Annotated in this window: 2 protein-coding genes; both read right to left on the reverse strand. The window is 54.1% G+C overall.

Annotated elements, in window-relative coordinates:
* Window positions 1–271: transposase (locus V6D20_24820; protein ID HEY9819005.1), on the reverse strand; the 271-nt coding region annotated here is incomplete at its 3' end.
* A gap of 141 nt (window positions 272–412) precedes the next feature.
* A partial coding sequence (locus V6D20_24825) for a site-specific integrase (GenBank protein ID HEY9819006.1) occupies window positions 413–1032 on the reverse strand: 620 nt, incomplete at its 5' end.

A 1032-nucleotide genomic window follows, 5' to 3' on the forward strand; every position in this document is an offset into this window, starting at 1 on the left:
AGCGATAGGCCAGGTTCAAATGGGCCTCTTCACACAACCGCCTTTCTGAGCGAATGCCATAGCAATAGCCCACGATCAGCATGCGGATCATCAGTTCAGGATCAATCGACGGACGCCCAATCGGGCTATAGAAATCGGCGAGGTGATGGCGCAGGTCACTCAGATCGAGGCATTGATCAATGCTGCGCAGGAGGTGATTGGCTGGGATGTGATCTTCAAGGTTGAACGAGTAAAACAGTCGCTCCTGCCCACTCGATAACTGTCCCATCATGCTGGTGATCCCCCTCCGGCCAATGAAGCGATTTTGCCGCAGGCCAGGCAGGGGAGCTACTTTTTCAACAGAATCGGCCGTTAGCAGCCTAAGTCTGCTTATGTGGTTCGTGGTGCCTTTGTCTTGCGTAGCCCCTAGTGCCTAGCAAACAGCGAGTATTGCCTCCAGGCGCTCGCCCAGCAGCCTCCAGGCTTCAGTTTTCTCCTTGGCATAATCATGGTGGAGATAGTGCCTGCGAACTTTTGAGCCACCTAGAAGGTGGTTTTGGCAGCGATCTATGATCTCCAGGGTTACGCCTAGTTCCTGCATCATCGTAGAGCCAGTTCGACGCAGGTCGTGTGGTGTCCACTCTCCCTTTATACCTTTACTTAGGACCAGCGAATCGTCGTGATGGCGGCCTGCGAGCGGCATGCTACGATTTTTGAAGCGGCATTGGCGATCACCGATCAGCTTACTCACCGTCTTGGTGTCGACATGGCTTTGCTCGTCTTTACTGGGAAAGCAGAATGGAGTGTGTCTGGTTTCCTGGTGCAACCGCTTGAACTGCGCAAGCGCGAACGAAGACAGGAACACGTGGTGGTCTTGGCGTTTGCCTTTGTGCCCCTTGGTAGCTTCTGCTGGAATGAACCAAGTGCCGTTGCTCAAGTCAACATGATGCCATTCGGCCTTGAGCAGTTCACCTATACGGCAGAGTGTGCTCAGGCAGATCCAGCCAGCACACTGAACTCTTGGGTTGACCGGCCTGATGCCCGAGTACTTCT

The organism is Candidatus Obscuribacterales bacterium, assembly GCA_036703605.1.
Taxonomy (GTDB): domain Bacteria; phylum Cyanobacteriota; class Cyanobacteriia; order RECH01; family RECH01; genus RECH01.